This is a genomic window from Arthrobacter sp. cf158 (assembly GCF_900106835.1).
Lineage (GTDB): Bacteria > Actinomycetota > Actinomycetes > Actinomycetales > Micrococcaceae > Arthrobacter.
The window spans coordinates 326,001-351,505 of the sequence record NZ_FNNR01000004.1 but is presented as its reverse complement, the minus strand read 5'-3'; the positions used below and the strand labels follow the sequence as shown (position 1 = coordinate 351,505).

Here is a 25,505-nt window from a genome sequence, read left to right as displayed (position 1 = left end):
CCGCCATGGCAACCCCGCGCATCGTCATCGTCCACCGGCGGACCGAACTTCAGGAACTCCTGGACCGCCATGCCACCCGCGGACAGGCCGAATTCTTCCTCAGCACCCGCGGCCGGGGAATCCAGGACGTTCAGGATCGGCATGACCGCCTGACTGACGCACTGGCAACTATCAGGGCCTCGGTACCGTCTGATTGGCGGCAAGCCGAGGTGGAACGCGCAGACCTCAGCCGCTTCCTGCTCACCGCGGAGGACATCATCGCCGTGGTGGGACAAGACGGATTGGTGGCGAATGTGGCCAAGTACCTGAACGGCCAGCCCGTGATCGGCATCGATCCCGAGCCCGGCGCCAACCCTGGCATCCTGGTCCGCCACACACCGGCTGCCGCCGCTGCCTTGCTCAGTGCAGGTGACGTCGGGCGGCTGCACTGCCAGGACCTCACCACCGTGACAGCAACCCTCGACGACGGCCAGCAGCTTTCGGCGCTCAACGAAGTTTTCATCGGGCATGCCTCACACCAATCGGCGAAATACTCCATCACGGCCCCGAGTTTCACCCAGGCGGGCGGACAGACCGAACGGCAATCATCGTCCGGCCTGATCGTGTCCACGGGCACCGGCGCCACCGGCTGGTGCGCCTCCATAGCCCTCGAACGCGGCGGGCGTACCTTGCCGGCACCCACCGATCCCCGGCTCGCGTGGTTTGTCCGCGAAGCCTGGCCCTCACCTGTCACCGGCGCCTCACTGACGGAAGGCGTCCTGGAAGCCGGGGAGGTTCTCCGGATGACCGTAGCGTCCGATCAGCTGGTGGTGTTCGGCGACGGCATGGAAGACGACCGGCTGACGGCGTCGTGGGGACAGGAAGTTGTGGTTCAGCTGGGGCGCACGCCGCTGCGGCTGGTGGTGTGATCCAACCGGCGCCCAGGAGGGTTGATAGGCATAAACTATCGATGCCCTCGCCCGACATTCCAAAGGACCCCAGGCCATGGACACGCGCAAGCTCAAATACTTCCTCGCCGTGGTGGATCACGACGGCTTCAATCGCGCTGCTGAACATCTCCTCATCGCCCAGCCATCGCTGTCCCAAACCATAGCGGGCCTTGAGAAGGAGCTCGGCGTTCCCCTTTTTCACCGCATCGGCAGGCGGGCTGTCCTCAGCGAAGCAGGCAAGGAACTGGTGGGCCCGGCCCGACTCGTGATGCGGGACCTGGACGCGGCGCAGTCCGCCGTTCAATCCCTGCGCGGGATCCGCAGCGGAAAACTGGACATCATCACCATGCCGTCTCCGGGCATAGAGCCCCTGACGTCAATGATTGCCTCCTTCACCCAACTTCACCCGTCGGTTCGGCTGAATGTCGGCGCCGCCTTCACTCCGGAAGAAGTCATTGAATCTGTCCGCAGCGGCAGTCACGAGGTTGGACTTGCCGGTTCATCGACTCCCATCAAGGTCCCCGGCGTCGAGGTCCTGGAGCTCGAGCGGCAACCGCTGATCCTGATCGTCAACCCGCATGCGGATACATTCCCCTCCACCGGCACAGCCATCCAGCGCGAAGAACTGGGCGGACACCGGCTCATCGCTAGTCAGCGCGGATCTCTGATGCGGTGGCTCGTGGACGACGCTTTGGCCCACGGGGTAGAGGTGGAGATCGTGGTGGAGGTGGCGCACCGGACGTCCATCCTGCCGCTGGTGCTGGCGGGCGTCGGGCATGCTGTGATGCCGTCGTCGTGGGCGCCTACAGCTCATAAGGCCGGGCTTCGGACTTTGCTGGTGGAGCCGGTGAATTACCTCGATGTGGCCGTACTCAGCCGGAAGGAGAACCTCACGCCGGCTGCAAAGGCCTTCCTGGAGGTGGCTGCCCACCACACTGAACGTGGCTCCGGAGCAGACAGATAGGCAGTACCTATCAGGCGTATCGAAACTAAGTCTTGGACGCCGCCTACCCCTCCCCCGTGTACTTGAAGAGGAAGAACAGTGTGACCCGCATAACAGGCTCACTGCTAACAAACTCAACGAGGAGGTAGGCATGAGCGCCACCCAGAAATTCAGCATCGCATCGATCCCCGCAGACGGTGTAGGTAAGGAAGTTGTTTCCGCGGGCCGCCGCGTCCTGGCAGCCTTGGCTGAGGACTCCAACGGCAAGTTCGCTTTCGACTGGACCGAGTTCCCCTGGGGCTCGGAGTACTACGCCAAGACCGGGCAGATGATGGACCCCAAGGGCTTGGAGGCCCTCAAGGAATTCGACGCGATCTACTTCGGAGCCGTCGGCTGGGAGAACGTCCCGGACCACATCAGCCTTTGGGGCCTGCGCCTGAACATCACCCAGAACTTTGACCAGTGGGCCAACATCCGCCCGGTCAAATTCCTCCCCGGAGTCCAGTCCCCGCTCCGCAAAGCAGACACCACCGAACTCGACTGGGTGGTTGTGCGCGAGAACAGCGAAGGCGAATACGCCGGACTGGGCGGCCGCAACCTGAGCGGTCGCGGCCCTGGCAACGAGGTGGCACTGCAGACCGCGCTGTTCACGGAGAAAGGTTGCGAGCGCATCATGCGGTTCGCGTTCGATCTCGCCCGGACCCGCACCGTGAAGAAAGTTTCCTCGGTCACCAAATCCAATGCCCAGCAGTACGGCATGGTCCTCTGGGACGAAACCTTCCAGCGCGTCGCCCTGGATTACCCGGACGTGCAGACCGAGAGCGTTCTGGTTGACGCCATGAGCGCCAAGTTCATCCTCAAGCCCGAGGATCTGTCCGTTGTGGTGGCGTCCAATCTGAACGCAGATATCCTCTCGGACCTCGGCTCTGCCCTCGCGGGCAGCCTGGGCCTGGCAGCGAGCGCCAACCTCAATCCGGAGCGCCGTTTCCCGTCCATGTTCGAACCTGTTCACGGATCTGCACCTGACATCGCCGGCCAGGGCATCAGCAACCCGATCGGTGCCATCGCCAGCGCCGCACTCATGCTGGACCACTTCGGCCTGCATGAGGAAGCACGCCGTGTGGAGGCAGCCATCGAAGCGGCCACCGGCTCGGGCCATCTGACCCGCGACGTCGGCGGCACCGCCACCACCGACGACGTCACCGAGGCCATCATCGCGGCACTCGTCACCACTCTCGCGACCGTCTGACCACAGACTTCACGTTCGACGGCGGCCAGCCCGCCGCCGTCGAACGTCACCTTCAGTTTTCCCTCCAGAGACATTCCACAACGAGGTAGGAATCATGGATCACAGCAGCACTGCCGGCGCAGCCGCTTCACGCACTAAGGCGCCAACAAAGACCCGCTGGTACAAACAGCTGTACTTCTGGGTACTGACCGCAATCGTCATCGGCATCCTGGTGGGGTGGCTGGCTCCAGCGGCCGGCATCGCCATGGAACCGATCGGCACCACGTTCGTTGATGCCATGAAGATGCTCATCGGCCCCATCGTATTCCTGACCATCGTGGGTGGCATCGCGAGTGTTGCCGACCTGAAAAAGGTGGGGATGACGGGTCTGAAGGCCCTGACCTACTTCCAGATCGGCACCATTTGCGCCATGGTTTTCGGTCTCGTGGCCATCAACATCTTCCGTCTGGGTGACGGCGTCAACGCGGATGCCAGCACCATCCAGACCTCGGACTCGGCCGCCAAGCTGATCGACGCAGGGCAACACCAGGAATGGTGGCAGTTCCTCACGCACATCATTCCGGAGAGCATGGTCTCGCCCTTCGTTGAAGGCAACATTCTGCAGATCATCTTCATCGCGGTTGTTTTCGGCATCGCCCTCAATGCCATGGGCAAGGTGGGGGCGCCTGTGCTGGATGGTATTCAGCGGCTCACCAGCGTGATGTTCAAGATCCTGGGCTTCATCATGAAAGCCGCCCCGCTGGGCGCATTCGGTGCCATGGCCTACGCCGTGGGCAAGTACGGTGTCTCCTCGCTCACCAGCATGGGTGGACTGATCGCGCTGTTCTACGTCACCTCAATCCTGTTCGTGGTGATTGTCCTTGGCTCCGTCATGGCGTTCCTCAAGCTGAACATCTTCACCATGATCCGACACCTTAAAGAGGAGTACATGCTCATCCTGGGCACCTCCACTGCTGAACCCGCCTTACCTGGGCTGATGCGCAAACTGGAGCACGCCGGGGTGAAGAAGGAAACGGTGGGCCTGGTTGTCCCCACGGGATACAGCTTCAACCTGGACGGCGCCGCCATTTACCTGTCCCTCGCGGCCCTCTACATCGCCCAAGCCACCAACACGGATCTCACCATCGGGCAGCAGCTGGGACTTCTGGCAGTCATGCTGCTGACGTCCAAGGGCGCTGCAGGAGTGGCGGGTGGCGGATTCATTGCTCTTACCGCCACGCTCACCACCCTCGGGACCATTCCCGCGGCCGGCATTATGCTCATCTTCGGCATCGACAAGTTCATGTCTGAATGCCGCGCCCTGGTGAACTTCACCGGCAACGCCGTCGCCACGCTCTTCATTGCCTGGTGGGACCGCACGCTCGACGCTGATCGAGCCCGCCGCGTCTTCCGGGGCGAAGCCGTTGAGCCGATGCCCGCAGAGGACCCTGTCCACGCGGAGGACGTCATCGACATCGACGATGACCTGGCTGAATACGGACACCACGGCCCCAAGCACCCCACCGCCCAGAGCGGCTCACCGGACGAGGGGCCAGCCAGGCACACCTCCCCATCCGACCGCCGCCCCGCCTACTCGGAGACCGTCTGACATGACCACCACCGTTCTTATTGCTCCCGACAAATTCAAGGGCAGCCTGACCGCTGGCCAGGTGGCCGAGGCCCTGGCTGAAGGGCTCCGCTCCGCGGGATCGCACGGCAACGGGACGGTCCACTGCGAGATCCTTCCCCTCGCAGACGGAGGTGACGGCAGTGTGGACGCCGCCATCGCCTCCGGCTTCGGCCGCCACAGCTGCGCCGTTGCTGGTCCCACCGGGCAGCCCGTCCGCGCGACTGTTGCGTTCGACGGCATCACGGCCGTTGTGGAGGTCGCCAACACCTGCGGATTGGCCGTCCTCCCCGGAGCTGTTCTGGAGCCGATGGACGCGACAAGCCGCGGTTTCGGCGAAGCTGTCCTGTTCACGTTGGGGCTTGGGGCATCCCGGGTTGTTTTGGCGTTGGGTGGCAGCTCCAGCACCGACGGCGGCATGGGCATGCTCACCGCTTTGGGCCTGCAGTTCCTCGACCTCTCCGGGCATGTACTGGAGGGCTCCGGCCGCTCGCTGTCCCAGGTTCACTCGGTGACCGGCTCGCTGGTCCCGGAACTTGCCGGCGTCGAACTCATCCTCGCCAGCGATGTCCACAACCCGCTGTGCGGTCCCACTGGCGCGGCTGCCGTTTTCGGCCCGCAGAAGGGGGCCACTTCCGCCGACGTTTCAACGCTCGACGCCGGATTGGCCCACTTTGCCTCGAAGCTCGCCGATTCAGGGGTTCTCCCGGCCGACGCTGTGGATCTGGCTCACCACCCTGGTTCCGGCAGCGCCGGGGGTATCGGCTTCGCGTGCCTGCTGCTCGGCGCGAAGCAGGTTTCCGGCGCGGACTATTTCCTGGACCTCCTGGACTTCGACGTCCGCAAGGAGGCCTGCGATGTGGTTATTACCGGCGAAGGCAGCATCGACGAGCAGACGCTGGCAGGGAAGCTGCCGGCCGCCGTCGCCCGCCGTTCCGGCACCCGGCAAGTCATCGCCGTCGCGGGTCGCTCGCTCCTGGCTCGGGAACAGTGGGCCGGGATGTCCCTGGAGTCGGTGTACGCATTGACTGACTACACAGACAGCGACTCCTCCAAGGACCCAGAGTTGTCAGGCGATTTGCTCCGGCAGATCGGGCGGGAGATTGGGGAGCGTGTGCTGGGGCGGGCCCGGGTCTGAGGCTCAGTAAGTCGTTAATCCATTCGGTGTATTATTGTGGCTGGTCCGCTTTCGCCGTGCGGGCGACTCATCTCCCGACTCACTCCGAGGAGCTTCCGTGAGCCATCCCCACCATGCAACGGAACAAAAAGACCCGGCCTATCACCACCCAGCCCCGGGCCGCGACGCCGCCCGGGCTTGGCTGGTTGGCCTCCTCGCCGGAGCTCTTGGGCTGGCCCCCTGGTGGATCACCGGTGCCAGACTCCCCGTGCAGAACCTGTGGGCGACCCAGGCTATGCCGGATCAGATGCCCCTCGGATTTCTGCCGCTGAGCCAATACGAACTGACAACCATCGTCGCGCTCCTCACTGTGGGCGGCGCAGCAGCCGGTTTCGCCGTTCGCATCTGGTCACCCGCCCGCCGTCGGCTCGTCACCTGGTGTGCAATAGGCGGCGTTTTCAGTGTCCAGCTCCTCGCCACGGCCCAGTCATTCTTGGTACTGAACCAGGGCCTCGCCCCCGGGAGTACGTCCGGCCTCTACTTCGGTGGGCTTTTGGCCGGCGTCATCGCTTCCATGATTGCAGCGCTGGTCGCCTTGGTGCTGATCGCTTCCAGGTCAACGGTCGCGACCACTATCGGATGTGGGCTCATGGCGGTCCCTCTCACATCCTGGGCCGTCGAATGGGTAGTCGGCGTGGTGGGATACATCAACGTACCCACTGCCGTGCCGACAATTGCCCGATGGGTGCCCGCGGTCCTGGTGGGCTGTGCCCTGGCGTGGTGCGGACTCCGGCCTGCCCGACGAATAGTGGCTTGGGTTCTCAACCTTGCGTTCCTGTGGGCGATTCCGGCCCTGTTCATATCCGTGCAGTACGTCCTGGGGACCCGGGTACTGGCCGGGGACCTCCAGGAGATGCTGCTGATGAGCAGGCAAATCCTCGCAGCAACGCTCGGCCCGGATGGAGGGGCTTTGCCCACCCTAGTGGTGGCATTGGCCATCGGCCTGGTGGGAGTTGGAGCGCATGCCCTCGCCTCACGCAGGGGCTTGGAGGGAGGTCCACGGGCAATCCCGGACTAACGGGCCGGAACGTCAAAAACAGATAGTGTTATCTCGGCTGGCAACCGCCCGGCTTTCAAAAGTAAGACCCGATGGGGGAATAGAGTGAAAAAGTTTGCGCTGCAGAGCGTCGGTATTTCGGCAATGGTAATGATGGCATTGACCGCTTGCGGCGGATCAACCGGGTCCACAGATGCCGCTTCGCCGGAAGCTACGGCGTCGCCCTCGCCAACAGCCGCCAAGCAATACACCAACGACGAACTGGTTGAGTTGGTCAAGCAGATCAAGCCCAAGTCCGGCAAGGAATTGACCGTCGCTTCCAGCGAAGAACTCGCCCAAGAGAATCCCATGAAGGCACTCATGAGCATGTTCACCATCGAACCAGCCGAGTGCAAGGACCTTGCAACTCTGGGAGGCAGTGAGACCCTCGCCGGTTCAACCACGGCTGCCGGCGCCGACTTGGACGCTGCATCGAGCGTAATGACCATGGTGACCCTGACGTCCGGGCTCGATAAGCAGAAGCTCCAGGACAGCATCGACAAGAACGGTGTCCAGGCCGAGAAGTGCGCGACGATGACTCTGTCCATGTCCGGTCAATCCATGAACGTCGCCACTGAAAAGTTCGACGGCATCAACACGGTCCCCGGTACTGTGGCCTACAAAACGGAAATGTCTACGGCCAGCGGTTCGGCACAAACCACCTACATGGCCTACGCCATCAAGGATGGGGTACTGATTTCCGCCACGGCATCCGGCAAGGGCGCTGAAGCCAACGGTGTAGCCACGGCAGGAGACCTCATGGAGCAGGCCGCCGCACTGATTAAATAGCAGTCCAGCACGCTCAAGGCCGCGACCCCCGCTGGGGGTCGCGGCCTTCTCTGTCTCCCTTTCTGGGCGGTGCTGCTATGCCGTGTAGTGAAGGCTGGTCAGAAGCGAGCGGAGATTGCTGTACTGCTCGGATTCCATCCAGCTGGCCGCGCTTTCCGGGGACATGGTGACGTCGATGTGGGCCATTGCTTGGGCTACACCGTTGCCCATGATGAGGAAGCTATTGGCCGAGTGGCTCTCTGGGCCTTCGGTCATGAAGGTTTCGGTCACGACGCCCATGAAGTAACGGGTGGTGGACGGATCGAAGGGGTAGTCGTCCTTGAACATGGCGAAGTACGAGGCACCATCCCGGCTGTCGAATGATGCGAGCTTCTGGGAGTCCAGGATGGTCCGGTTCACCGGGCCTGCGATGTTGCCTCCGGTAGCACCACTGGTGATGCGGGCAACGTTGTCCCCGGCCGCGTTGTAAATGTTGGCGATGAGCGAGTTCTCTTTGCCTCCCGGAAGATCAGCCAGCTCGTTGTAGTCGCCCTGCTCGATCTCCGCGCTCCAACCCGCCGGCAGTTCAAACGAAATATGCCCATCCGGGAATGTATAGCTGCCGGTCTGCGGAGTTGCCGGAAGCAGTGGTGCAACCGGGGTTACCACAGGTGCAAGGGACGGAGTGGTGGCCACCGGAGCCGGCGCCGCAGGTTTGGCCGCCATGGTGGGAGTTGTCGTGGTGGGAGTTGTCGGCACAGGAACGGGCGCCGGGCTCACAGGCGTGGCGATAACCGGAGCGGCCTGTGTTGGTGCCGGCACGGAGATCCGGACAGGCTCACTGACACCAGCCGGGGCACCGGCCCCTGTTGAGGGGAGGATTTCTTCCACCGGTTCGGCAGACGGCTGGGAGGAGGTCAGGAATTCCTCCGATGCCACAGACGTGATCGAAGTACCGGCATCCGGTCCTGTCGGTGAGCAAGCGGTGAGAGTGAGCGAGAGCGCGAGCACAGCGAGAGTTACATACTTTGCGTGATTGGACCGGTGGTACGTCATGGTCTGGGTTCCTTCCCCCTTGGATGGTCGAGCAGAACAGCTGCTCGACTATGTAGTTTCCGGGACAGGACCATTGATTACAGCGGGAACAAAAAACTTTTCCAAAGAGCGGGATTATCTGCTCCTTACCCTTCACATTTCAACCGTTGTCCCTCGTTGAGCCGCGGGGTAGGGTGACCGGACCGTCCACCCACATCACCGTCTGGAACAACTCTGGGAGAAACCATGACACATGTGAGACGTCAGTTGGCTGCTGTCACGGCAGCCTTGGCACTAACCGCAACAAGCGGCGCGATGGCCAGTCCGGCCTTCGCCGATCCCCGTGAAACCGAGAAGAACGCCACGGCCACCGGCTACGGAGGTGCCGTGAGTACCGTGGATCCCGAGGCCTCGGCCGCTGCCATCGAGGTCCTGAAGAAGGGTGGCAATGCAGCAGACGCCGCAGTCGCAGCCGCAGCAACCCTGGGTGTCACCGAGCCTTACAGCGCCGGCATTGGCGGCGGCGGCTACTTCGTTTTCTATGACGCCAAGACCAAACAAGTGGGCACCATCGACGGGCGTGAAACCGCTCCGGCGGGCATTCCGAACGATGCGTTCATCAACCCCGCCACCAACAAGCCGTACAACTTCACGCCCGACCTTGTGACCAGTGGTGTCTCAGTGGGTGTCCCCGGTACGCCGGCCACGTGGGAGCGCGCGCTGGAGCGCTGGGGGACGTTGGACTTGGGTGAGGCGCTGAAGCCCGCCATCAAGGTGGCCAACCGCGGCTTCGTGGTGGACCAGACCTTCCGCCAGCAAACCTTGGACAACGAGGTCCGTTTCGATGCCTTTACCTCCACCAGGGACCTGTTCCTTCCCGGTGGTGACGCTCCCGCCGTCGGAAGTGTCTTCAAGAACCACGACCTCGCGGCGACGTATCGGCTCCTGGCCAAGGAGGGCACCGACGCCTTCTATGGCGGCGCCTTGGCGGAGGAAATCGCCAAGACCGTGCAGGCTCCGCCGGAGACCAAGGAAACTAAACTTCCTGTCCCGGTGGGGTTCATGACCACCGAGGACCTAGCCAATTACAAAGTCCTGGACCAGGACGCCACCAAAGTGGAGTACCGGGGCTACGACGTTTACGGCATGGCTCCTTCCAGCAGTGGCGGAACCACGGTAGGCGAAGCGCTGAACATCCTGGAAAACTACGATCTCAAGGGCATGAAACCGGTGGATGCCCTGCACCATTACTTCGAGGCGAGCTCGCTTGCCTTCGCGGACCGCGGCGCGTACGTGGGCGATCCCGCCTTCGTCAATGTGCCCACCAATACGCTGCTGGACCCCGTCTTCGCGAAGGAACGGTCCTGCGACATTAGCCCGACGGCGGCAGCCGCCAAGCCTGTAGCCCCCGGCAACATCCAAACGTACGACGGCGCGTGCCCGGCCGCCGCGGCACCGCTCGCCAATGAATCGGACACCGAGAACATATCCACAACGAACCTGACTGTTGCGGACAAGTGGGGAAACGTTGTGGAGTACACGCTCACGATCGAGCAGACCGGCGGTTCGGGAATTGTTGTTCCGGGGAGGGGCTTCCTGCTGAACAACGAGCTAACGGATTTCAGCACGGTCTACGACCCGAAGGATCCCAACAGGATCGAACCCAACAAGCGCCCGCGTTCGTCGATGTCGCCGACCATCATTTTGAAGGATCAGAAGCCGTTCCTTGCCTTGGGCTCCCCCGGCGGTTCCACCATCATCACCACGGTGCTGCAGACCATCCTGAACCGCATTGATATGGGGATGACAGTGTCCCAGGCCCTCGCTGCGCCGCGAGCTGCGCCCCGGAATGGTGCCACTGTCAGTTCCGAGCCCGCCTTCATTGAAGCCTATGGACCGGCGTTGGAGTCGCTGGGGCATGACCTGGTTCCGGCCGGGGACGCGTTCACCTCGGCTGCAGAGATTGGTGCCGCAACGGCGATCGAATTCGGGAGCGACGGAAAGTTGACCGCGGCCGCAGAGCCCACCAGACGGGGCGGTGGGTCTGCAATTGTGGTCAAACCGGTCAAACCTGGCAGGTAAGCGGGCGTCAGTAGCCAGGTAAGAGGCCGCGAACCGTCGCTTGCAGCTTGGCCAGTCCAGCATCTTGCTGGGTGCTGACTGCGAACTTGAGCAGCCCCCGGCAGGCCAGCCCCGCGTCCGTCAGCTCACCACTCATCAGGAAATCAAACAGTTCGTCACTCGGAAGGAGACGCACAAAGCCCGCCTCGGAGACGTCCCACGATGGGTCGCCAACCAGGCGGGCTTCTGCTGCGATGGCCAAGTGCTTACGCCGGGAGGAGTTGGCGGACCACCACTCGGATCCTGCGTAGTAGACAGCTGACGATTCGTAGCCTGTTTCCTCTTCCAGCTCGCGTTGGGCTGCAGCTCCGGGGGCTTCACCGGATTTCACGTACCCGCCAGGCAGTTCCAGCAACGTCCTTCCCGGCCCTACGCGAAACTGCTCAAACAGGACGACGTCCGAGCCGCCCTCTGTGAAGGCCAGGACTGCGGCCGAGTCAGGGCCGGCAATCACGTCCCATTCGGAGACAGAGCCATCGGCTTCCAGATACGTGTCCCTATTAACGGTGACAAAGCCCTTGTAGGCCCGGGTACTCCACAGTTTGCGCCACAATTCGTCCGGCTCGGTCAAGATGGGCGGTTGTTCTTGAGCTCCCGGCTGTATCTCCACACCATGACCAACGATGCAGCCGCGACGATGATTCCAGAGACCATGGACCATGGAGATTGGCCTGAAGATGAGATGAAGATTGAGACGGCATAGGCGGCCAGCACCAAGGCCAGCAACAGCCATACCAGTGGTTTGCGATTCACGAATGTATTCCTTAATGAGATGGATGAACTGTCAGGCCAGATCGCGCTTCAGGAAAGCTCCGAAAGCTACTGCTGTGATTACTAGAAGCCAGCCCACAGCGCCCATGAAAGAGCCCAAGGCCGGTATGTTGACAGCTGTTTGGTTTGCCCAGTCGCTGGCCAGGACTGGGAAGTACTGAAGCTGCGGCCCCATCAGCATTCCGGGAAGCAGCAGGCTAAGGGGCACGGCGAAGAGGCTCACCAGGTGATTGCGGATGAGGGATCCGGACAGGAAGCCCCAGCCTGCTCCCATCCAGGCGAGGCCGGCGAAGGCCAGGATAGTGGGCGGGCGCACGTGCCATTCCTCATCCAGCACCTGCACGGCAAGGCCAAATATCAGGCCCATGAAGAGACCGCTGAGGAACCCCGTCAGAGTTGTGGCGATTGCCCGGGCGAGGAACGCCGGGCATCGCTGGAACAGCAAGACCCGCCGTCTGAAGCCTCCGGTGCGGTAGTCCGCAGTAAATGCGAACGAACCCACCACTGCGGACCCCGTCAGCGTGAGCGTCAAAGCGGCTTCGAGCAAGGGACCCTGGAGCCCTGCCAGCGAGACCCCATCCTCAAGACAGGCAGCAAGGAGCAGCAGGGCAATGAAGCCCAGAACCAGGATGATTCCCAGTGCCCACCCCTTCCACAGCCATGGGCGCCGCAGTTCAGACAGGAAAGCCGGCACCACGCTAAAGCTCCTTTCCGCGGAGGGACCACACTGCACCGCAGCCTGCTGCGAGCAGCCAACCAAGAGACACGAACACAGCCGGTGCAGGGTCAAGAAGGCCCTCGAATGGCACGGATGAGATGCCAGCCAACGCGCCGGACGGAAGCCATCGGGCCAGGTCGGGAGCGTTCACCATCAAGGGCAGTTCGACGGCGAGCGGAATCACCAAAGTGAGGATCGTCGTCGCGTAGTAGTGCTGAAATACCCAGCCGAGCGAGCAACCCCAAAGTGAAGCGAGAACCGAAGCCAGTAGCACCCCTGGCAATCTTCCAAGAGATTCGGGTGCCAGGAGCTGCCAGGCCACGTCCGGTGGCAGCGATAATGCGATGCTCGCGCCCCACACCCCGATTCCTGTGATGACAGTTCCAAGTCCCACAAGCAGCGCGGCAATGTATTTACTGACCATCACAGTGGCCATGCCGGACGTCACTACACTGCGCCGAAGCGTCCCGTAATACGCTTCCCTGGTTACCAAGTAGCTCCCTGCAAATGCTGCCACCGGTGCGATGCTCGCTGAGAGCGACCAAAAGATGCGGATGTTGTCCGCCGCCGTCAGAACGCCAGGGTCATGGGGCCATCCCAGGAAGTTGGCCACGAACCAGGGAACCACCGCGCTGAATGCCACGATGCCCAGAGTGGAGTACCCGCTGACGTACCTGAGGAGCTCGGAACGGACTCCACCTGTCACTTCCTCCAGGGCGCCTCTGGTTACTGTGTGCCAGCCAGGATTCTTCACTGGGCGCCCGCCAGGATCTTGAAGTAGGCGGCTTCAAGGCTGCCACCACCATGCGCTTTGGCCTCAGCGAGGGTTCCGCGGAACAGGACCTTTTGCTTGAGGATGACAACCTGGTCAGCCACCTGCTCCAGTTCCATCAGTTGGTGACTTGAAACCAGGGCGCTCCCACCAGCAACGGCAAACTCGCGCAGGAAGCGTCGCAGCCACTGGATGCCTTCCGGGTCCAGGCCATTGGCTGGCTCGTCAAGGACAAGCAACTGGGGATTCCCCACCAGCGCAGAGGCAATCCCCAGCCGTTGCCGCATGCCCAGCGAGTAGTCCCGGACCTTCTTGTTTGCTTCGCGCGCAAGATCCACCTGCACCAGCACCCGGTCCACGTTCTCCCGGTGGACCCCGGCAGCGAGTTGATGGATCTGCAAGTGCCGGCGTCCCGTCAGCCCGGGTTCAATGTCCATTCCGTCCAGGTTCACCCCCACCTTTCTGGACGGCCTCCTAAGGGACCGGTAGTCGACACCAAAAACCGATGCTCGGCCGGACGTCGCTTCCACCAGACCCGTAAGACCGGCGAGCGCAGTGCTCTTCCCGGCACCGTTGGGGCCGATCAGTCCCACCACCCGGCCCGCAGGCACGTCAAAGGTCAGCTCTTCGACGGCAAAATAGGCACCCCTCTTCTTGCTGAACCGCTCAAAGCTGGCGTGAATAGTCATGGCTGCCCTTTCGTGGAATCTGTGGATTGCCCGGCCTGACCCGGCCATAGGGGTGACGTGGTGATCGACGTCCAGAGCCACTCCCCCAGGCTTGTCTGGTGCTTACTGGCCACTTCCGCCCGCCCGGAGGACGAGAGATTTGTCCCTGATTCGAGCTCTGCAACGAAGGCAACGGACGGCAGGTTGTCACCCGCCAGCGCCACGGGGACCAGAGTGTCCAGGGGCGCCATGGAGTTCGACGGCGGCTGGCCAGTGATGGTGGCCCGGCCCAGATTCTCGTGAATGATCATTCCCTGCGACTGCAACGTGACGTGATCGCCGGATGACAGGGTCCCGTTGGAGCCCTGGACCGGCGTCACGATCTTCAATTGACCGCTCTGATAGGTGTAGCCAGCCACCGTCACCGGCTTCACGGGAATGACGGCCAAGAGCGCTGCGGCGGCCACCACCCCAAGTGACACCACAAGGGCTCGCCGCCAGAGTGGACTTCCATTTACTGCGGCCGCCCGAAAGAACCGGAGCACTCCCCGGCATGCCAACACCATCAGCAGGCAAAGGACAGCGAGGACAATGAGATGCTCTGCATAGCCCAGCTGCAGAAAGATGGGCAAGAGCCGCTGGAACCCGACCACCATGAAGGCAATTCCGGCAACAAAGCTGGCCAGCCCAAACCACGGAAGAAAGCCGGTGCTGCGGAAAGTGCTTTGGGTTCCGAGAAGCCGGAAGCTGACCACCTCTGACAGTGCCTCCAGCGATTTCTTCCGGAGGTGGGGAATGTCCATGGCAGACATGAGAGCCACGTAGCCATCCAATTTGATGAAGGGGAACAGGTTAAGCACTGCCACGGCATAGCAAATAACCGCATAGAGGACAGCGGCGTCCTTCACCGATGACTCCGGAAGCAGCGCTTGGGCAGCGAAAACCAGACTCCCAAGGCCAACGTGCACCAACGGTCCTGCGAGGGCCACCAGCACCCGTTGCTTTCTGGAGCCCAGCCGCCACCCATCCGTCACATCGCAGAAGAAGGCGGGAGAAAGGTAGAACAGCATGATTCCCACACGGCGGGGTGTGCCGCCAAAGTAAGTGAGCGCCATGCCGTGACCAAGTTCGTGGAGGAGCGTGGATACGAACATCGCCGCCACCACATACAGGTACGCCTCCACTGACAGGGGCGTTGAGAGGACCCGCCACATACTGGGACCGGCAATGACCGCCCCCACCAATCCGCCGAGCAGAAGCAACAGAGCCACGGCAGCCGTGGCGGGCCGGGCCATGGCCGCAACCAGGGGCCGGAGGAATTGCAGGATCGGAGCGGGGTTGAACAGTGTGAACTGCACCGTCAAGGGCGCCCTGAACTGAACCCGGCGCATCCTGGTTGGCCGCGCACCGGCGTCGAATATTCCGGTGTGCGCCAACTGACGGACGATCCCCATGATGTCCTGTGCCGTCCATGGCGATCCGAGGATGTGGGCGACCTGGACGGGATCCTTCTGCCCGTCAACCGTTGTAAGGACACTCGCGACGTCGGCGGAGACCCGTGCTTTCGGCACACCGTTGACGGCAACAATCCACGGACCGCCGTCCTTCAGGGGCTGGTCGATGGACGCCGACGGAGAAAGCTGCACGGGCCAAGCCGCCGCCGTGGCGTTGGTGGATACGGAACCTCTGACCCTGCTCATATCAAGGGATGCGGCGTGGAAGAGTGACCCGGGAGGAAGGCGCCTTTGGTCTCGTCCATTGTCAGAGGAATGGTGCCCGGACAGATCGCCTTGCCGGCAACCCACCCCATGTCCCGAATGGCCGGAGGAAGCCTGTGGGTGAGGCTCACCCAGTGTGTGTGGATGTCCCTTGCCGCCAGATACTCCACCAGGCCGTCTACGTCGCGGGGCATTTGAACGTCGGGAAACTCCGCGTCACGGAAGGAACGCACCCACTCGCGCAGCCCGGCAATCGCTGGCGTGGTGGTCCAGAAGTCCGCGCGGGAATCGTCGTCCGTCACAGCCGAGCCAGCCGACTCGGACGGTGTGCGGGAAAGGAATAGTTCACGGATCTGGAGGCCTTCCTGAAGAGCTCCCAGCAACGCGGATACCGGGTTGCTGGCCGCTTTGAGGCCTACCGCCCCGAAGTGGGTGTCATGGGCGATCACGCACACAGCTGTCACCAGCGGGCTTCCAGCAGGGGGAATGAAGCCCAAAACAGGATCGACGCCGGCAGCCTTGGCCGTTTCAAGGAGCAGGCAAAGGCTCTGCGCCTCCGACGTTGCCCGCAAAGGTACAGGAAGGGCAGTCGCGTCGAAACGATGCAGCGGTGTCTGTTGGCGCCAGGCTGACAGGAACGCGTCCCGCTCCAAAACTTCCGCGATGCCTGCGGCCTGGGCAAAGCTCTCAGTGGGCCCGGAGGCCGCACCATTCGGTGACGGATCGAAGAAGGCGTCCCATGGTTTCGGTTCTGCGCGGCCGGGACAGTAGTCCACCACAGGCGCCGGTATGTGGGAAACCTTCCCCGTCAGCAGGTTCGTGGCCCTGTACCAAGGAAATTCGTAGGCGAGCGCCGATCCCCGTCCCAGCCCTGCCGTGGCAAAGTCGATCCTTTTGTCCAAACTCTCCGCACGGGCAAGAAGGTGCTGGGAATCAGCGGGCACCGGAGCCAACGCAAACCGTTCCACGGCTTCCCCCGCACCCCGTGTGATGGAGGCGCGCTTCTTGACGTCAAAGGCCCCGACGGCGGAGGCGAACCCGGGCTGCGGGACCTGTCCATGTGCCAGCAAGCCAACCGTTCGCCATAATCCAACCTCGTTGGGTAGATAGACAGAAGATTCGGACACCAGGCCCAGCGAGGGATCGAGTGTTCGCACAGGATCGAGGCTCATGCCGCGCACACCCACAGCTCAACGTCGTTCAGGCCAGGGGTTTGGGTGGCGATGCGGACCGGACGGCGTTCCAGGATGGTGAGGCCCTCGGTTTTGATTTCCTCTTCAATGAGGCTGTTGCTAACAAAAGCGATGTCACTGCTGTACGCCGAGGACCGGTATGTGCCTCCTTCGCCGAAGCTGACGTGGATCATGGTAACGTGCCGGGCACCGTTCGCGGGGTCGCGGCTTTCGGTGGTGATCAGGAACGAGTCTTCACCGAACGCCGCTACTGAGGTGCCGCCGTCGTCGTCGTGCGCCTGGTGGCTGTCTGCGTTGAGGACCGTCAGGAGGAACTGGCCGCCGGGCGCCAAGCAGCCGCGCACCTTGCGGAACAGGTCCCGTCTGCCCTTCGGATCAAGGAGGGTAATGGAACTGGCACCGAGAACCACGCAACCGTATCCGCCGTCGAGCTCGAAGCTGGCCATGTCAGCCTCCATCAACTCCACCGAAGCGCCGCGGGGGTTGAAGGCTTTGCTTGCCACCTTCACTTTGAGCAGCGCGAGCATTTCAGGCGACGAGTCCACCGCTGTGAGGGGACGTCCCAGGGCAAGGAGGGGACGCGTGATCCGACCGGATCCAGCGGCCAGTTCCAGGATGGGTCCGGCAGTTTTGCGGGCCGCTGTCAGGATCTCGGGTAGTTCAGTGAGATCGTTGGCGGTGACTTGGTCGTAGAGGCGGGAGCCTGAAACGCTGTAGAGATCCTCGGGTGGATCTACGTGGCCCAGCACCCGCAGAATGGCGTCGGCGGTCTTATCGGTTGCAGTATTCATCAGCTCGTGTTCTCCGGGAGATTGATTGGGTTCCGGGGGTACACGCGGGTGGCGGTGGACTGTGGCACCACCCGCGTGCACTGGCTAAGTGGCGGCGATTCCGACGACGATGCCAGCGATGATGATGACGTCACCAACCCGGATGTACCACGGTGTATCGTCCGGGGTGTCGAGGTTCTCCAGCTCTTCGATGGACAGCTGCAGGTTCGAGTTTGCGATCATTGGTTCCTCCTTTCTTTGCTGTTGTTTGGACGGTGTATTTTGACGGCGGGCGTGGACAGCCCTTACGTGATGCTGACGGCGATGATGCCGATTGCGACTCCCTGGGAGACCCCGATGAACCAGTTCTGGAAATCCGGGGTGTCCATCGACTCGATCTCCTGGATGGAGATATTGAGCTGATTTTGCATGCGCTTTTCACCTCCCTTCACTGCTTCTTGAGTGGCGGCAACGCTGACGGTCAGGTGATGGCGACGGCGATGCCCACCAATGCCAGGCCTGCTGAAATGCCCTTGATTCGTTCGTCCCAGTCGTCCGGGACATCCATGGGCTCCAGCTCCTGAATGTGGAGGTCCAGGCTCTTGAGTGCGATGTTGCTGTTCATGTGCTCACCTCCTCTCCCCTGCCGAGTAGTTCGCCCGTTGGGCTTGGCAAGATGGGTTGTCCTCCCGCGGCGGCGTTGAGGACGTGGTGGATTTGTGCCGCGTCAATGCCCCGGAGCATGGGAAGCACCCCGCCCCAGTTGCTGACGGCGGCGGCAGTGGTCCGCACCACCGTTTCCTCGCTGATCGTCTGGAGCCCGGCAATGCCCCACCGCCACATCAGCTCGGTGACGCCCAGAACCGGGTTGGGGTCAAGATCAGGATCCGCATGTGTCACCGCGGACCAGAGACTGTGGAGGCGTTCGCGATCACCCCAACCGGTGGAGCCATTCTCAATCTCCTGCCAGATGGGACCGATCAACGATACCGTTGCGGCCATCTTCCGCTCGCCAGTGATGTAGGCGAGCTCGTTCGCCACATACCAGTGCTTAGCCCCGTAAGGGTTGCGGCCCATCAGTGCCCAGCCGGTATGTGTCTCCATGCTGAGCCGGGCGGCGGCCAGCCTCAGCTCAGGTGAATCATCGCGCGTGAGTCGTTGCCCCAAGCGGACCATCCGCTGGATGAGGACGTGACCATCGTCGTCGAAAATGCTGCTACCGCTGCCAATCATGGTGCCCGCCACTCTGAGCAGCGCCTCAAGCAGGCCTTCGAAAAGCAGCTGCCTGGGCAGCGTGGCGAGGTGTCCGGCGTCAAGCATCGCTGTGTCGCCTGCCAGGTGACGCGAGACAATCAGGCGGCGTCCGACGGCGGTGTCCAGGCACGCTACACCGCTGACTTCAGCGCCGGTCCCCACGGTGGACGGCAGGAGAATGGTTTTGGGCCGTTCTTTCGGGCTCGTAATGGGCGGCAGGACCAACAGGCCTGAGCGCTTGGCATGGCGCTCCACGAAGATGGCCAGGCTTGGGTCAGCTGTGAAAAGAACTGCGAGCTTTACCGCGTCCAGTACTGAGCCGCCTCCAAGAGCGGCAACGGTCTGAAGCCCGTTCTCACGGATGAAACTGCCCACCTTCCGGAGGATTTCCACCGTGACAGGTCCGGCCTTCAACTCCAGGACCGGCCCTCCCCTTAGGTCGCCCGCCAGCAGTTGCACACCGTGATCCATGAGGTGGCTGTCCACGACCACGCCGGTTCGTCCCCGGGTCACGTCGCCAATGTATTTGCCCGCTGTTCCGGCACTGACAATGATGCAGCGGGTCTTCCAGTTGTGGTCGGCAATCATGCGAACACCCCGTCACGTTCTGCTGCAGCCAGACCGGATGTGATCGCAGTGCTCAGTTCGTCGAAGTTCTCCTCGGTATAGATGAGCGCTGGCAGGAGTTGGATTCGTCCGGGGCCCGGCTGCACCATTGCTCCGGCCTGATGGATCCGCCGAACCACCGCAAGGACCTGGTGTGAAGGGAGAGTCGTGCCGTTGCTGGACAGAAGTTTGATTCCCCGCATACAGCCACGGCCTGTGGAATTTCCTACTCCGCGGGTCCCTTGAAGCTCCTCGATGAGCGTGCTCAAACCCACCGCCACTTGCTTGGTCAGGGTGTTGTGGTCCAGCCGTTCCATCTCTTCGATGGTGCTGAGGATGGCGGCGCACGTCACCGGGGTTCCTGCCTGCGTTTCCCCGTGAACGAAGACGGACTCGTGTTGGTCGAAAGCGTCGGTCACCCGCTGCGCAATCAGCAGAGCCGCGCATGCGCTGGTGCCGTTGGTCAGTCCCTTGGACGTAACGATGACGTCCGGCTGTCGGGTCCATTCGTCAGACGCAAACCAGCCATTCACCCTGCCGAATCCAGTGGCAACCTCGTCGGCCACCAAGAGGAAGCCGTGCTGATCGCGGTGCTTGATGACAGCTTCAATGAAGGCATCCGGCACCACGTCCGCGCCCGAGCCCAGAACGGGTTCCACCACCACCGCTGCGATCCTGTGACCCTCGCGTTCCATGAGCTGGGTGAGTTCTGCGCCGTCGTCAAAGCTGACATGCCGGATATTGCGCTGGTCAACGCCATACATGGCCTGACCCAATTCGTCTCCGCTCAGGGCTTGGCTTCCATATGTGAGCCCGTGGTAACTGCCCTTCAGGCCAACCACCAGCTTCCGTTCGGGCTGCCCGTTCAGGACGAAGTACTGGCGTGCCAGCTTCATTGCAGCATCGTTAGCTGCGCCTCCGGAGGTGGAGAAAACCACGCGCTGGAAGGAGTGCGATGGAAGGCTCAACAGTGCCCGGGAGGCTGCGATGGCTTGGCGATGGGCCGTGCGGAAAAGAGGAAGGTAGGACGCCCTACGCAGCTCCGCGGCCATGGCATCTGCGATGTGATGGTTTCCGAAGCCAAGGTTGGCGTTCCACAGGCCGCTCTTTGCACAAATCCGCTGCTGACCGTCGTCGAAAGCGACGTGAACGCCATTGGCGCTGATCGCCGTGTGACTCGACGCTGTGAAGTCGTGCTGGGTGACCAGGGGTACCCAGAGTGGAAGCTGCGTCCTGGGGGTGGGCAGGATCGGGACAACGGTCATCAGCGTGCACCGATGATGTCGATACCGAGCTGTTCAAACCGCGCCATCACGGCGCGTATAGATTCCTCGGCTAGCGCGACGGAGACTTTGAGGGCCGGGGCGGCCGCAATGGCAGCTATTTTGACGTCACGGAGGTTGGAAACCGCCTCGATCAGGGCGGCGGCATCCGGGCCGATCTTGAACAGCCGGCCTGTCTTGGTGTCCAGGAGGGTAAGTTCATCTCCTCGTTTGAGGATGAACGGAGCATCCGCCGACGGCAGGCCGTCACTGAGGGCCGCGCCGTAAAGGCTGGTTCCGAAACCGAGCAAGGTGGTGGTGGCACGGTCCTCGCGGGGAATGAACTTCCACGTGTCCAAAGCGGCCACGTATCGGGGGATCCAAGGTTTTGCGGCCAGTGATTCGTAGATGTCCCAGGGGTAGTAGACCGAGGCAACAGCGGACTCGGGCCGGAGGGTGACTGACCTGAGACGCAAGTCAGGCAGCACGTCACCCACCCTGCCGATCTTGGTTCCATAAGGTCCGCTGAGGATGGATCCGTCAAAGGTGATGTGGAGCCGGGTCAATACGAGGTTGTCCGTCAGGACCCCTGCCAGAAGCCCACGCTCAGCAAACACCGCGTTGACCTCGGTGAGCTGCTGTACAAAGTGCCCCGAGCGGCAGGCTTCCTCGGCGTCATCAAAGAACGCTTGCCAGTCCTCTTTGGTGGTAACTCTGACAACTGTTACCCCCACCAGGTTGACGAATGCTATGGCTACGTAGTCCTGGATCTCCAGGCTGAGGGAGCCGTCCACAAGGAGTTCTTCTCCGGCAGCATCGAATGCTCCCGAAACCGGGACGATGTCTCCGTCGGTGGTGTCCCCGTTGAGGACCAGGATGGAGGAGTCCTCGCCGGCAAGCGTCTTCGCGTAGTCCGTGTGCTCAGGATTCTCGACAAAAATCACGTGGTCCCGGATTCGTCCGGGGATGCCGGTGATCCATTGATCCACGGCGGCGGCAATGCTCTGTTGCTGACTCAGCTTCAATGACCCAACCCCCATTAGTTGTTCACGTTTCTCCGGAGCGGGCCCGGAGGTTTCCGGGTGCTCGTTCTGAGAAGGACACTATGGGCGGGTAAGCGGGCCACAGGCGGGAAAAATGAAACTAGGTGGCGAATGCGCCGAAATTAGGGGTGATTTGGAGAAATCTAGGTGCTGGTATGGGATGCCTAGGTGTTGCGCTTGGACCTCTTATTTTGCGTCCTCGAGCCAGGAGCGAGGTTGGTCATCAATTCCATTGGCTTGCCACGAAAGCACCCCAAACGCCCGTTAGCATGCCTCTATGGAATCCTTCACCTGGGCAAACACCTCCACTGATCATCCGGAGAAAACCAAAGTCGCTGTTCTGCTTCCCGGTTCCGGATATCCAGTGGAGGGTCCAGTCCTCTTCTGGATTGGTGAAATGCTCGGATCCCTCGGCTGGCATGTTCAGGCTGTCCGGTGGACTCCTGACGATTCGCCGGGTGCAGCCCCTCATGAATTTGCGGCCAATGCCGCGGAGCAGGCTTTTGCTGAAGTACCCGACGCCGATCAGCGGCTGATCGTCGCCAAGTCGTTCAGCACCTTGTGCATTCCTTGGGCCGAAAAAGCTCGCATCCCTGGGATCTGGCTGACACCCTTGCTCACAGATGGGAGCGTGCGAATCACCATCGATGCATCGTCTAAAGACGATCTGTTTATCGGCGGTTCATTGGACGGGCTCTGGGACGGAGGCCGCAAAACTGAGAGTGCAGGCACGTTCTTTGAGGTGCCAGGAGCCGACCACTCTTTGCAGATCTCGAACGATTGGAGGGCTTCCCAGCAGGCACAAGCCGAAGTGTTCGCACGGGTTGAGGAGTTTGTTTTGGGACTTGGCTAAGCCCCAACGTTCATCGGGCAGTGCAAAAGAGGTTGGATCGGGCGCTGACCTACGCGCCCTACCCAACCTCTTTCAAACTAGCGCCTCTACAGAACCGTGGTCCGCGACAGCGACAGGTCCTTTGTCTCGCGGAAGAACAGGACCACCACAACTGCGGACACCAGTGCCATGCCCATCAGGTAGAAGGCCGGGGCCAACGGCGAACCAAAGCCCGCTACCAATCCGGTGGCCACGAAGGGAGCGGTTCCACCAAACAGCACGTAGGCCAGTGTGTACCCGATCGCTGAGCCCGATGCCCGAACCGACGACGGGAACATCTCGACCAAAGCCGGAACGTTGGACGTACCGATCACGGCTACCAAGGCGCCCAGGACGCTCGTACCCAGGATCGCGAAGCCGAGGCCCAGCGGCATGATGGAAAAGGCCGGGATGGTCATCACCACGAAGCCAACGCAGGCCACCAACAGCATCCGCTTGCGTCCAAAGCGGTCGCTTGCCCGTGCAGCCAGCGGGCAAACCCCTGTGTACACCAACATGGTGATCACACTCGTGATCATTGACTCTGCCGAAGAGTATCCAAGGCTCGATGTCATGTAGGCGATCATGTAGCTGCTCATCAGGTAGTAAGCGATCGCGTTGGTGATGCTGTAACCGAAGAGTGTGAAGATCTGGCGGGAACACATGCGGATGGCGTCGCCCAACGGCCGCTTGGCCACTTCGCCCTTATTCTCCAGGCCACGGAACACCGGGGTGTCGTCAACCTTTGACCGTATATACAGGCCGATCAGTCCCAGCGGCGCCGCGAGCAGGAACGGAATCCGCCAGCCCCAGGCCTGCAAATCGGCAGGGCTCAAAGTGGCCGTGATGGCCGCACCCAGCAACGCACCGGCAACCGAAGCCAGTCCCACGGTGGCCGGGATGATGCTGGCGTACGTTGCCCGCTTGCCTTCCGGGGCGTACTCCACAATGAACGCCGATGACCCTGTGTACTCGCCACCTGTGGTGAAGCCCTGAACAGCACGGAACAGGAACAGAAGGATCGGAGCCCACACGCCGATCACCGCGAAAGTCGGCAGGATACCGATGCAGAACGTCGCCGCGCTCATGATCAGAACGCAGAGGCCGAGCATCTTGTTGCGCCCAATCCGGTCACCGTAGCGTCCAAAGAAAGCCGCCCCGAGCGGCCTGGCGATGAAGCCACCGGCGAAGATCGCCCACACGGCCAGAAGTGACGCCGTCGTGGAGTAATCCGGGAAGAAGAGTTTGGCGATGGTGACGGACATGACCGCATAAGCCGCGGAGTCGAACCATTCAACAAAATTTCCGACGGCGGCTGCCGCGGCGACGCGCTTAAGGCTCCGTCGCGGGGAAGACTCGGTGTCAGCAACTTTCTGGGTCATCGTATTCATGATTGTTGTCCTTCGGGGCGGGGAGAGGCTACAACGTGTGGGAGTTCGCGGAGCTGGGCCCGCTGGACTTTTCCGGTGGCCGATTTTGGCAACGCGGAGACGTATTCAATGAACCGCGGGTACGCGAAGCGGGAGAAGTTCTCCTTCACGTGCGCCACGATGGTTTTGCTCAGTTCCGCTCCCCCAGCGTGACCGGGCATCAGTTCGATCCAGGCCTTGATGGACTGGCCGCGGAGCTCGTCGGGCACACCCGTCACTGACACGTCCCGCACGGGATCGAGTTCGCGAATGACTGCCTCCAGCTCGTAGGGTCCAACCCGGTATCCGGAGGTTTTGATGACGTCGTCGGTCCTCCCCAGGAACCAGACATAACCGTCGTCGTCCGCGTAGGCCTGGTCCTTGGTGTGGTACCAGGCGCCCCCGAACGCTGTGGCGGACGCCTCCGGCATGTTCCAGTATCCCAAGGGAAATTGGGGGTTGGAGCGCGCCCGGAGGCAGATCTCGCCGGTCTCGCCCACGGCCACTTCCTGCTCATTCTCGTCCAGCAGGCGGACTTCCCATCCAGGAAGTGGACGCCCCATGGACCCGGGCTTCACCGGCACATCCGGGTAGTTCCCCAACAGCGGGTAAGACTCGGTGGAACCGTAGTAATCCAGCAGCGTAACCCCGTACTGCCCCTCGAACCACGTGATCAGGTCCGGCGTTAGCGGCTCATTGGACGAGCAAACTGTCCGCAGGGACAGCGGGAAGCGAGCACCGGCGTCGGGCACGTCTTCGCGCATTTTGCGCAGGAACGTCGGGTTGACCAGCGCGCTGGTGACGCGGTGGCGGCTCATGGAGACCAGCAGGGCTGCGGGGTCGAAGCCGCCGCTGGGCCGGAAAACCAAGTGCGTTGCACCAAGCCGGAGCGGGCCCATGAGCTTGGCCAACGACCATGCCCAGTCCCCCGCACCGTAAAACACGTCGCCGTCGCCGATCTTGTGGCAGTACTCGAACTCGTTGTGGCCAAGCAGCGTCCGGTGCGCGTGGACAATTCCCTTCGCCCGGCCCGTGGTGCCCGAGGTGTAGAAGATGAGGGCGGGGTCGTCGGCTTTGGTTTCGACGTCCTCGAATTCGGTGTCCGCTTCCTTGATGGCCGGCCCGTCGATGTCAATGAACGTGCCTTCGTAGTCCCCGAAGAGGTGCTTTGCGGACTCCTCGGCGATGATCACCGATGCACCGCTGTCCTCCAGTCGGAAACGGATCGGCTCAGCCGCCCAGAGCAGGGACATCGTCACCAGGATGGCGCCGGTCCGGAGCACGCCGAGGTACGCAGCCGGAGTGTCGGAACGCTGAGGGAGGAGGACGGCGACCCGGTCGCCCTTCTTGATGCCGGCTTTTTGCAGGGTGGCGGCGATCTGCCGGGAGCGGTCCTGGATTTCGCCCCAGCTCACCTCGCGTTGACCTTCGACGGTGGACTCCAGGATGAGTGCCCGCTTCTCCCTTGGGTGCCGGTCGGCGACGTCGACGGCCATGTTGTAGAGCTCAGGCACCTCCCAGCGGTGGCTGTTCCGCAGTTCGATGTAGCGGTCATGGGTTGCTGTGGTTGTCATGGTTCTGCCTCC

The 25,505-nt window shown here is 62.2% G+C and carries 26 protein-coding genes; 9 read left to right on the top strand and 17 right to left on the bottom strand.

The annotated features are described in order from the left end of the window. Positions 1-5 precede the first annotated feature (5 nt). The 7 genes from BLW08_RS10470 to BLW08_RS10440 all read left to right on the top strand — a co-directional run bounded on the left by BLW08_RS10470 (position 6) and on the right by BLW08_RS10440 (position 7,729). Positions 6-908, top strand: coding sequence for a diacylglycerol kinase catalytic domain-containing protein (locus BLW08_RS10470; RefSeq protein WP_091324926.1), 903 nt, complete (start codon positions 6-8; stop codon positions 906-908). 76 nt (positions 909-984) lie between these two features. Beyond that, positions 985-1,893 carry a LysR family transcriptional regulator gene (locus BLW08_RS10465; RefSeq protein ID WP_091324925.1) on the top strand — a complete coding sequence of 303 codons (909 nt, stop codon included), beginning with the start codon at positions 985-987 and terminating at the stop codon, positions 1,891-1,893. 130 nt (positions 1,894-2,023) lie between these two features. Next, positions 2,024-3,121, top strand: a complete 1,098-nt coding sequence (locus tag BLW08_RS10460; RefSeq protein ID WP_091324923.1) for a tartrate dehydrogenase — start codon at positions 2,024-2,026, stop codon at positions 3,119-3,121. Positions 3,122-3,215: 94 nt separating this feature from the next. Then, positions 3,216-4,709 carry a C4-dicarboxylate transporter DctA gene (gene dctA / locus BLW08_RS10455; RefSeq protein WP_091324922.1) on the top strand — a complete coding sequence of 498 codons (1,494 nt, stop codon included), beginning with the start codon at positions 3,216-3,218 and terminating at the stop codon, positions 4,707-4,709. A 1-nt stretch (position 4,710) separates the two neighbouring features. Further along, positions 4,711-5,865 carry a glycerate kinase gene (locus BLW08_RS10450; protein ID WP_091324919.1) on the top strand — a complete coding sequence of 385 codons (1,155 nt, stop codon included), beginning with the start codon at positions 4,711-4,713 and terminating at the stop codon, positions 5,863-5,865. Positions 5,866-5,962: 97 nt separating this feature from the next. Continuing rightward, a complete protein-coding gene (locus tag BLW08_RS10445; RefSeq protein ID WP_254779815.1) occupies positions 5,963-6,922 on the top strand; it encodes a hypothetical protein in 960 nt (319 codons plus the stop codon). 84 nt (positions 6,923-7,006) lie between these two features. After that, entirely contained in the window at positions 7,007-7,729 is a 723-nt protein-coding gene (locus BLW08_RS10440) for a hypothetical protein (protein WP_091324917.1), read from the top strand. Between the two features lie 75 nt (positions 7,730-7,804). On the opposite strand, the gene BLW08_RS10435 is transcribed toward BLW08_RS10440, so the two are convergent. Then, positions 7,805-8,764, bottom strand: a complete 960-nt coding sequence (locus BLW08_RS10435; protein WP_254779814.1) for a hypothetical protein — start codon at positions 8,762-8,764, stop codon at positions 7,805-7,807. Positions 8,765-8,989: 225 nt separating this feature from the next. Between BLW08_RS10435 and ggt the strand changes: the two genes are divergently transcribed. Beyond that, complete coding sequence (gene ggt / locus BLW08_RS10430; RefSeq protein ID WP_091324916.1) at positions 8,990-10,825, top strand: gamma-glutamyltransferase; 1,836 nt, start codon at positions 8,990-8,992, stop codon at positions 10,823-10,825. A 7-nt stretch (positions 10,826-10,832) separates the two neighbouring features. Here the strand turns inward: ggt and BLW08_RS10425 are convergent, their stop codons facing one another. The 14 genes from BLW08_RS10425 to mpaB form a co-directional block, all read right to left on the bottom strand. After that, positions 10,833-11,435, bottom strand: a complete 603-nt coding sequence (locus BLW08_RS10425) for an NUDIX hydrolase (protein ID WP_175538645.1) — start codon at positions 11,433-11,435, stop codon at positions 10,833-10,835. After that, positions 11,432-11,617 carry a SoxR reducing system RseC family protein gene (locus tag BLW08_RS23830; protein ID WP_175538644.1) on the bottom strand — a complete coding sequence of 62 codons (186 nt, stop codon included), beginning with the start codon at positions 11,615-11,617 and terminating at the stop codon, positions 11,432-11,434. The genes BLW08_RS10425 and BLW08_RS23830 overlap by 4 nt, the downstream gene beginning before the upstream one ends. 31 nt (positions 11,618-11,648) lie before the next feature. Continuing rightward, positions 11,649-12,332 carry a hypothetical protein gene (locus BLW08_RS10420; RefSeq protein WP_091324913.1) on the bottom strand — a complete coding sequence of 228 codons (684 nt, stop codon included), beginning with the start codon at positions 12,330-12,332 and terminating at the stop codon, positions 11,649-11,651. A 1-nt stretch (position 12,333) separates the two neighbouring features. Then, the gene (locus BLW08_RS10415) at positions 12,334-13,059 is read right to left on the bottom strand and encodes a hypothetical protein (RefSeq protein ID WP_091325077.1); all 726 of its coding nucleotides are present in this window, start codon (positions 13,057-13,059) and stop codon (positions 12,334-12,336) included. A gap of 44 nt (positions 13,060-13,103) precedes the next feature. Then, on the bottom strand, positions 13,104-13,814 hold the full coding sequence (locus BLW08_RS10410; RefSeq protein WP_091324911.1) for an ABC transporter ATP-binding protein: 711 nt from the start codon (positions 13,812-13,814) through the stop codon (positions 13,104-13,106). Beyond that, positions 13,811-15,493, bottom strand: a complete 1,683-nt coding sequence (gene mpaP, locus BLW08_RS10405; protein ID WP_091324909.1) for a daptide biosynthesis intramembrane metalloprotease — start codon at positions 15,491-15,493, stop codon at positions 13,811-13,813. Before mpaP ends, BLW08_RS10410 begins: the two co-directional genes overlap by 4 nt. Next, entirely contained in the window at positions 15,490-16,683 is a 1,194-nt protein-coding gene (locus BLW08_RS10400; protein WP_091325076.1) for a YcaO-like family protein, read from the bottom strand. The genes mpaP and BLW08_RS10400 overlap by 4 nt, the downstream gene beginning before the upstream one ends. Beyond that, positions 16,680-17,495 carry a daptide-type RiPP biosynthesis methyltransferase gene (mpaM, locus tag BLW08_RS10395; protein ID WP_091324908.1) on the bottom strand — a complete coding sequence of 272 codons (816 nt, stop codon included), beginning with the start codon at positions 17,493-17,495 and terminating at the stop codon, positions 16,680-16,682. Before mpaM ends, BLW08_RS10400 begins: the two co-directional genes overlap by 4 nt. A gap of 84 nt (positions 17,496-17,579) precedes the next feature. Continuing rightward, complete coding sequence (locus BLW08_RS23825; RefSeq protein ID WP_166660325.1) at positions 17,580-17,717, bottom strand: daptide-type RiPP; 138 nt, start codon at positions 17,715-17,717, stop codon at positions 17,580-17,582. Positions 17,718-17,779: 62 nt separating this feature from the next. Continuing rightward, positions 17,780-17,905, bottom strand: coding sequence for a daptide-type RiPP (locus BLW08_RS24265; RefSeq protein WP_256212758.1), 126 nt, complete (start codon positions 17,903-17,905; stop codon positions 17,780-17,782). Positions 17,906-17,955: 50 nt separating this feature from the next. Continuing rightward, complete coding sequence (locus BLW08_RS23820) at positions 17,956-18,099, bottom strand: daptide-type RiPP (RefSeq protein ID WP_175538643.1); 144 nt, start codon at positions 18,097-18,099, stop codon at positions 17,956-17,958. Beyond that, positions 18,096-19,316, bottom strand: a complete 1,221-nt coding sequence (gene mpaC, locus BLW08_RS10390; protein ID WP_091324906.1) for a daptide-type RiPP biosynthesis dehydogenase — start codon at positions 19,314-19,316, stop codon at positions 18,096-18,098. Before mpaC ends, BLW08_RS23820 begins: the two co-directional genes overlap by 4 nt. Beyond that, positions 19,313-20,599 carry a daptide-type RiPP biosynthesis aminotransferase gene (gene mpaD, locus BLW08_RS10385; protein ID WP_091324904.1) on the bottom strand — a complete coding sequence of 429 codons (1,287 nt, stop codon included), beginning with the start codon at positions 20,597-20,599 and terminating at the stop codon, positions 19,313-19,315. Before mpaD ends, mpaC begins: the two co-directional genes overlap by 4 nt. Then, positions 20,599-21,621, bottom strand: coding sequence for a daptide biosynthesis RiPP recognition protein (gene mpaB, locus BLW08_RS10380; protein WP_091325075.1), 1,023 nt, complete (start codon positions 21,619-21,621; stop codon positions 20,599-20,601). Before mpaB ends, mpaD begins: the two co-directional genes overlap by 1 nt. 295 nt (positions 21,622-21,916) lie before the next feature. On the opposite strand from mpaB, the gene BLW08_RS10375 reads away from it, so the two are divergent. Beyond that, positions 21,917-22,492, top strand: coding sequence for a hypothetical protein (locus tag BLW08_RS10375; protein ID WP_254779813.1), 576 nt, complete (start codon positions 21,917-21,919; stop codon positions 22,490-22,492). Positions 22,493-22,578: 86 nt separating this feature from the next. Here the strand turns inward: BLW08_RS10375 and BLW08_RS10370 are convergent, their stop codons facing one another. Together BLW08_RS10370 and BLW08_RS10365 are read right to left on the bottom strand one after the other, a co-directional pair. After that, positions 22,579-23,901, bottom strand: a complete 1,323-nt coding sequence (locus BLW08_RS10370; protein WP_090823232.1) for an MFS transporter — start codon at positions 23,899-23,901, stop codon at positions 22,579-22,581. Then, positions 23,898-25,493 (bottom strand): acetate--CoA ligase, encoded by a 1,596-nt coding sequence (locus BLW08_RS10365; RefSeq protein WP_091324902.1) that lies wholly within the window; start codon positions 25,491-25,493, stop codon positions 23,898-23,900. The genes BLW08_RS10370 and BLW08_RS10365 overlap by 4 nt, the downstream gene beginning before the upstream one ends. Positions 25,494-25,505 lie beyond the last annotated feature (12 nt).

Excerpts from the sequence above, each read along its gene's own strand:
- BLW08_RS10470 (WP_091324926.1), top strand. The coding sequence starts at position 6 with ATGGCAACCCCGCGCATCGTCATCGTCCACCGGCGGACCGAACTTCAG.
- BLW08_RS10465 (WP_091324925.1), top strand. The coding sequence starts at position 985 with ATGGACACGCGCAAGCTCAAATACTTCCTCGCCGTGGTGGATCACGAC.
- BLW08_RS10460 (WP_091324923.1), top strand. The coding sequence starts at position 2,024 with ATGAGCGCCACCCAGAAATTCAGCATCGCATCGATCCCCGCAGACGGT.
- dctA (WP_091324922.1), top strand. The coding sequence starts at position 3,216 with ATGGATCACAGCAGCACTGCCGGCGCAGCCGCTTCACGCACTAAGGCG.
- BLW08_RS10450 (WP_091324919.1), top strand. The coding sequence starts at position 4,711 with ATGACCACCACCGTTCTTATTGCTCCCGACAAATTCAAGGGCAGCCTG.
- BLW08_RS10435 (WP_254779814.1), bottom strand. The coding sequence starts at position 8,764 with ATGACGTACCACCGGTCCAATCACGCAAAGTATGTAACTCTCGCTGTG.
- ggt (WP_091324916.1), top strand. The coding sequence starts at position 8,990 with ATGACACATGTGAGACGTCAGTTGGCTGCTGTCACGGCAGCCTTGGCA.
- BLW08_RS10410 (WP_091324911.1), bottom strand. The coding sequence starts at position 13,814 with ATGACTATTCACGCCAGCTTTGAGCGGTTCAGCAAGAAGAGGGGTGCC.
- mpaP (WP_091324909.1), bottom strand. The coding sequence starts at position 15,493 with ATGAGCAGGGTCAGAGGTTCCGTATCCACCAACGCCACGGCGGCGGCT.
- BLW08_RS10400 (WP_091325076.1), bottom strand. The coding sequence starts at position 16,683 with ATGAGCCTCGATCCTGTGCGAACACTCGATCCCTCGCTGGGCCTGGTG.
- mpaM (WP_091324908.1), bottom strand. The coding sequence starts at position 17,495 with ATGAATACTGCAACCGATAAGACCGCCGACGCCATTCTGCGGGTGCTG.
- BLW08_RS23825 (WP_166660325.1), bottom strand. The coding sequence starts at position 17,717 with ATGATCGCAAACTCGAACCTGCAGCTGTCCATCGAAGAGCTGGAGAAC.
- BLW08_RS24265 (WP_256212758.1), bottom strand. The coding sequence starts at position 17,905 with ATGCAAAATCAGCTCAATATCTCCATCCAGGAGATCGAGTCGATGGAC.
- BLW08_RS23820 (WP_175538643.1), bottom strand. The coding sequence starts at position 18,099 with ATGAACAGCAACATCGCACTCAAGAGCCTGGACCTCCACATTCAGGAG.
- mpaC (WP_091324906.1), bottom strand. The coding sequence starts at position 19,316 with ATGATTGCCGACCACAACTGGAAGACCCGCTGCATCATTGTCAGTGCC.
- mpaD (WP_091324904.1), bottom strand. The coding sequence starts at position 20,599 with ATGACCGTTGTCCCGATCCTGCCCACCCCCAGGACGCAGCTTCCACTC.
- BLW08_RS10375 (WP_254779813.1), top strand. The coding sequence starts at position 21,917 with ATGGAATCCTTCACCTGGGCAAACACCTCCACTGATCATCCGGAGAAA.
- BLW08_RS10370 (WP_090823232.1), bottom strand. The coding sequence starts at position 23,901 with ATGAATACGATGACCCAGAAAGTTGCTGACACCGAGTCTTCCCCGCGA.
- BLW08_RS10365 (WP_091324902.1), bottom strand. The coding sequence starts at position 25,493 with ATGACAACCACAGCAACCCATGACCGCTACATCGAACTGCGGAACAGC.